5 protein-coding genes are annotated in these 6000 nt (G+C 56.8%); 2 read left to right on the top strand and 3 right to left on the bottom strand.

Annotated features, from left to right (window positions below; all coding sequences use genetic code 11):
• Positions 1-132 precede the first annotated feature (132 nt).
• On the top strand, positions 133-471 hold the full coding sequence (locus tag DP107_RS21550; RefSeq protein ID WP_144263454.1) for a MaoC/PaaZ C-terminal domain-containing protein: 339 nt from the start codon (positions 133-135) through the stop codon (positions 469-471).
• A gap of 395 nt (positions 472-866) precedes the next feature.
• Here the strand turns inward: DP107_RS21550 and DP107_RS17765 are convergent, their stop codons facing one another.
• A complete protein-coding gene (locus DP107_RS17765; RefSeq protein WP_144263453.1) occupies positions 867-2081 on the bottom strand; it encodes an acyl-CoA dehydrogenase family protein in 1215 nt (404 codons plus the stop codon).
• A gap of 120 nt (positions 2082-2201) precedes the next feature.
• On the opposite strand from DP107_RS17765, the gene DP107_RS17760 reads away from it, so the two are divergent.
• Complete coding sequence (locus DP107_RS17760; protein WP_144263452.1) at positions 2202-3266, top strand: phosphotransferase family protein; 1065 nt, start codon at positions 2202-2204, stop codon at positions 3264-3266.
• A gap of 128 nt (positions 3267-3394) precedes the next feature.
• On the opposite strand, the gene DP107_RS17755 is transcribed toward DP107_RS17760, so the two are convergent.
• On the bottom strand, positions 3395-4999 hold the full coding sequence (locus DP107_RS17755) for an AMP-binding protein (protein WP_185977385.1): 1605 nt from the start codon (positions 4997-4999) through the stop codon (positions 3395-3397).
• Position 5000: 1 nt separating this feature from the next.
• Positions 5001-5768 (bottom strand): IclR family transcriptional regulator, encoded by a 768-nt coding sequence (locus DP107_RS17750; protein ID WP_144263450.1) that lies wholly within the window; start codon positions 5766-5768, stop codon positions 5001-5003.
• Positions 5769-6000: the final 232 nt, after the last annotated feature.

Below are 6000 nucleotides of genomic sequence, written 5' to 3'. Positions count from 1 at the left end.
GCACGCGATTCACGCCCGCCGTGAACGACGGGATTCTCTCGCTGTATCAAGATAGTCATCGAAACCGACCGAGGCGTTAGTGCGGATGACCCGAGTGGTAGACGGTCGGAACACGATGCTATCCCAACACGGATGACCGTTCGTCAAAGGGGCAGTATCAATTCGACCACCGCTCCGAACGTCGAAGATATGGGCCCGACAACGGTCATTGAGGGACTCACGCCACAGGACTTCGTCCGATATGCCGGCGCGAGTGGCGATTTCAATCCCATCCATTACGATGAACGCTACGCGAAAGCGCTCGGGAACCCTGGCGTGTTCGGTCAGGGGATGCTCACGGCCGGGTGTGCTGGACAGTTTCTCGCCAACTGGTTCGGACTCGCGAACCTCGGCGAGTTTCGCACCCGGTTCACTGCTCGCGTCTGGCCCGGGGATATAAATCATCGATGGCGAAGTCATTGGCGCGGATAATAAACCGGTTGACGCCGACATCTTCGTCACGAGGCAGACCGGTAAGAAGGTGTTATCAGGTGATATCACGGCGGCCGTTCGGGGTCAGTCGTAAGCGAACAGCACTACCCGGGAGGTCCCCCATAGCCTGGTTTTTTCGGTATAATGCAAACGCAGTCATGTTTGCGCCCACGACTGTACTACTGCTGCGCGTTGATCAGTTCGGTATCGGCGAGGCCGTCGCTGGGTTCGCGATTGGCGTAGCAGGTCTGGGCTCGGTTCTTCTGGGCGCCGACGTCCCTTATTCGCCTTAGTGTCGGTCGTATCCGTATCGTGTTCGGGGGCTGACTGTGGATTCGAGTTTGAGAAGGGTCGGTTGAGCGTTATTATCCTCGATAATGGCGATTCAGCCCCCGCTATTGGCCGAATTCGGGAAGGTTTGTCAGTTCCTCGGTCGCAACATCTTCGAATGCGGCCCGGGCGAGCGTCCGCTTGTGTACCTCATCTGCGCCGTCGACGAGTCGGAAGGCGCGAACGGATTCGTAGAAATCCGCAATCGGGAGGTCCTTCGAGATGCCACTACCGCCACACATTTGCAGTGCAGTGTCGATAGCATCCTGACAGGCGTTCGCAGTGAACACTTTACAAGCCGACACCTCGTGTCGCGCGCGCTCGCCCGCAGCGATTTTGACGGCAGCATCCCGGACCATCGTCCCGGCAGCGTGGAGTTGAACCTCCTCTTCGGCGATGGCGAATCGCGGGCCCTGCTTGTCAGCAAGGGTACTGTCGAACGCTGTTCGGTCCGAGAGGTACGCCTTCGCCACTTCGAGTGCACGCCGTGCCATCCCGGAATAGCGCATACAATGTGTGAGACGGGCGGGGCCGAGTCGCTCCTGCGCGTGAGTGAATCCCTCGTTCTCGGTTCCGAGCAGGTTCTCCTCGGGAATGCGGACGTTGTCGTACTTGACCTCCGCGTGGCTCTCATGGACGATAGAGGGGCCGAGGTGAGGGATGTCACGGACAATCTCGACACCATCCATGTTCGCGGGCACTAGAAACAGGCTCGTTCCCTCGTACGGGTGAGCATCCATGTCCGTTCGGGCCATCACAATGAATACGTCCGCTTCCGAGCCCTGTGTGGTCCACCACTTGTGGCCGTTAATTACCCACTCGTCGCCGTCCTTTTCTGCGACCGTTTGCATCATCTTCGGATCGGAGCCGGCGCCGCCTCTGGGTTCGGTCATCGAAAACGCGGAATCGATTTCACCGGCGACGAGCGGCTCCAACCACTCCTGCTTCTGTTGATCCGTTCCAACGAGTTCGATAGTATGCATGTTCCCCTCGTCGGGGGCCGCAACACGCATCGCGGGCCCACCGAGCAATGACCGACCCGCCTGCTCGAACAACGGAAGGACATCGCGGAAATCGTAGCCGAGCCCCCCGTGCTCTTTATTGATCTGCGGACAGTAAACATCGCGCTCACGGGCCTCTTGCCGGAGTTCCTCGATGATAGCATCGGAGACTGGCCCATCGCCACTGTGCTCCCTCTCGACCGGTAGGACAATCTCGTCCATGAACTCCCGTGCGCGCTCACCGAGTGCACGTCCAGCATCGGAGTCGTTGTACTCCATATCCAATGTGCCGACTCCACCCATATAGTTTAGTGGGCTCGCGTCGAGAGAAGAGCAGAGTATGACAGAAATGAGTCGCACTCAGCCACGAGACTACGGAATATCAATAGCATTAGACATATGAGTTCCGAAGAGAAGGTCAGTCAGCTGGTTGACTCGGAGGCGCTCTCAACGCGCCTGACCGCTGAACTCGGCCCCGCGGAAACATATGAGATTGAACGGTTCCCCGGCGGTCACTCGAACGAGACCCTGTTCGTGGCGTGGAACGGCCACGACCTCGTGCTACGTCGGCCACCGCCTGGCGAGACGGCTAAAAACGCTCACGACGTTTTGCGTGAGTATCACGTGATGGACGCGCTCGGGGGCACAGACGTTCGGGTTCCATCGACCGTTCTGGCGTGTGCTGACCACTCTGTCATAGGGAGTGAGTTTTATATTATGGAAAGTATCAAGGGTCCGGTCTTGCGGAACGATGAGATAGAGCGCTTCTCAAGCGCCGATGCGCGCCGGGCTATCGCCGAGGAACTGATCGACCGGCTCGTGGAAATTCACTCCGTCGACGTAGAGGCGGTCGGTCTCACTGACTTCGGTCGTCCCGATGGGTTCCTGACCCGACAGGTCAGTCGTTGGCGCGAGCAGTTCGACTGGGCGCGCGAAATCACCGCCGAGGAGCGCGAAATCCCATCCCTCAAACCGGTTCGGGAGTGGCTTGACCAGAATATTCCGGAGTCCTCACCCTCGACGCTGGTGCACGGCGATTATAAGCTCGATAACGTCATTTTCGAGCCGAACGGGTCGCCGGAAATCGCGGCCATCGTCGACTGGGAGATGAGCACGCTCGGCGACCCACTGACAGACCTCTCTTGGTTACTCACCTACTGGCAGGACGCGGATGACGACGACTGTGCGATTCCAGAGCTCATTCCAACATTCACACGGCAAGAGGGGTACCCCACCAAGGCAGCCCTCGTGAACCGGTACGAGCAGGCGACCGGAACCACCTTCGAGCATGACCGGTTCTACCGCGCACTCGCGATCTACAAGTTGGCCGGTATCTGTGAGATGTTCTACCGGAGATATCTCAAGGGGAATTCCGACAATCCGATGTATCCGAAGATGCGGCAGCGTGTTCCGACGATGGTTGACTGGGCGCTGCGAATCATTGAGGGCGAGGATCCGCTGTAACTCCACCGCTTTGAGGATGCCTTCGCGGCGCAAATATATCGTATTAGATCTATCAGCACGCGCCCGGGCGGCGTGCCGCGGTCAGAACGATATCGGGACTATCCGGCCACCAACCCTCTACGTGGTTGTTATCGGTTCAGTTCGTACCCGTTCTTCCGATCCCATGTGCTCTCGGACGAGGTGTCCCGAAGCAGGTTTTTTTCTATCTTGCCGGACGCGGACCGCGGGAGTTCGTCCCGAATTTCGATGTATCGTGGGAGTTTATGATATGTCAGCTGTTTCTCGCAGTGTTCGCTGACGGTGATCGGGCTCACCGTGTTCCTCTCGTGAGGGACGACGGCGGCCTTAATCATCTCCTCGCCGGAACTGTCCGTCACGCCCAACACCACGACATCAGAGATGTCAGGGTGCGACTTAATGACGCTCTCGATTTCAAGTGATGAGATTCGCCCGGCGACACGTCCGAGGTGAATCGTGTTTCGCTTACTCGCAACGAAATAAAGATAGCCGTCTTTGTCGACGTAACCGATATCGTTGGTATGGATCCACTGGTTCCGACACACACCAGCAGTGAGTTCGGCGTCCTGGTAGAACTCTTGGAACATGGCGTTCGGCTCAGTAGGGCGTACGAGTATCTCTCCGGTCTCTCCCGTTGGGACCTCCCAGTCGTTCTCATCAACAATTTTTATGTGCGCATCGCCAGTAGGTGAGCCGACACTACCGAGCCGACGGTTGTCCGCATCGTTCGCCGTCGCCAGGGTCGCGGTCGGTGTGATACCATACGCTTCAAGAACGGTGATGTTGAATCGGCGTTCGAAGCTGGCAATCATGCTTTCGTCGGTTTCGTACCCAAACCCGTGTCCCAGGGCGTATAACGCCGGGTTTTGATTATCTTCGCCGCGTTCTCCCTGATTGTACAGGACTGATAGCATCCTACCGAGGTAGAGAAACACCGTCGCGTCGTACTGCCGAATCCAGTCCCAGAAGCGGTCGCTATCGAACTGCTTCTCGAACGCGAACTCGGCTCCTGCAACCAGCGCCCCAGTGACGCCGATCTGCATCGGGTAACTGCTGTACAGCGGTAAGGTCGTGAAGATGCAGTCGTCGTCGGAGAGTTCTAAGAGGTCGTTGCATGATGTCCGCCCGGTATTCAGGTACGAGTAGTGCGGAAGGACAACACCTTGTGGATGGGTCCGTTGGTAGCGCTGAATGTAGAGCACCGAGCACGGGTCCGACGGCTCAACGCTAATGTCCGGGGGTGTCGACTCATCGCCGTCATAGAGCGAGTCGAACTTTCGGTACGGTTCCGTCGCTCTCTCCTGACCGACGAAGAACTCTGAACTGATACTTACTGGGTCGTTGCGAACCGCATCATATGCTGACTCCGTGTTATCGTCAATAAGCACTACGTCCGAGTCCGTCTCGCTGAACACATGTGCGAGGGCATCGCCAGAGAACCGCGTATCGATTGGGGCTGCGACGGCTCCGAGCTTTGCGAGGGCGAAAAGCGTGAACAGGAACTCCGGGCAATTGTACATGTACAGGCAGACGACATCCCCCCGGGCCGTACCGCCCGCACGCAATGTACTTGCAATGGCGTTCGCTCGCCGGTTGACCTCGTCGTAGGAGAACCGCTCACCGTCAAACGAAACGAACGGGTCGTCACCGAGTTCGTCTGCCTGACGCTCTAAAAATACCCCGAGAGAGTTAGTGGAGTCTGGGTCGGCTGCCATGTCACTGGCCCCCATCGGCGAGTATTCGTTCGAGTTCGCGAACTTGACTGACGAGTTGTCGCCCAATATTATTGGTGCGATTGCCCGCGAAGTTTCGTGAATGGCCGAACACTCCAATAGCGTGACGCTGACCGTCCCCGTCCTCAAACGCGGTACCGACTGAGAGAATCCCCAAGATGTTCTCCCCCTCGCTGACCGCGAACTCACGATTCCGGATTCCGGTCAGTTCCTCCTGCAACGCATCGATATCAGTCGTGGTTCTGGGTGTCTGCTCCGGAAGCCCGTGGTACTCGGATATTCGTTCGACATACTTCCGAGAGCAGAGTGCAAGAATAGCCTTTCCCGGTGCATGTGTGTGTAGGTACGACCGTTTACCGAGGCGTCCGTACATCTTACTGGCATCGTCGGGAGCCTCTCCCTCGATAAAGTATCCACGCCCGTTTTCCTCGGTTATCCACCAGATCGGCTGGGAGAACTCCTCAGCTAGCCTTCCAATCGCTCGCGTAATCGGGCGTTTATTTCCGATTATACTTTTTGCTGCCGACCCGTGTGTTAAGAATCGTAGACCAAGTCGATACATTCCGTCATCGTTTTCAACATATCCGTTCATTTCGAGCGTTGCGAGGTAATTATGTACGGAACTCTTGGAGAGGCTCAACTCTTTCGTTAATTGCTTTGGCGTTGCGTGGCCAAATTCCTGCAGATGGCCGAGCAACTCGAGTGCCTTCTGAACTGATTTGACCTGTCTGGATGGTGAATTTGCAAGCACTATGGGTGATAATGAGGGCTGGTCCTGATATTTCTTTTGCTAATAGTAGACAATATGGGATTAACCACGTGCGAGCGCCTAAGAGATTATCCACTAATTGTATAGCCCACCGGTGGCAGTCGTACGGTATTCCGATGCACCGAAGTGGATTTCGTTATTGGCTTTTTATGTCCTCTGCGTATTTGCCGCTGGACGCCGGCTGTAACCCGCTTGATGGTGAATTAGAAGGGCT

It is taken from the genome of Haloglomus irregulare, assembly GCF_007421925.1.
GTDB lineage: Archaea > Halobacteriota > Halobacteria > Halobacteriales > Haloarculaceae > Haloglomus > Haloglomus irregulare.
This window is presented reverse-complemented; position numbering and strand designations above follow the sequence as displayed.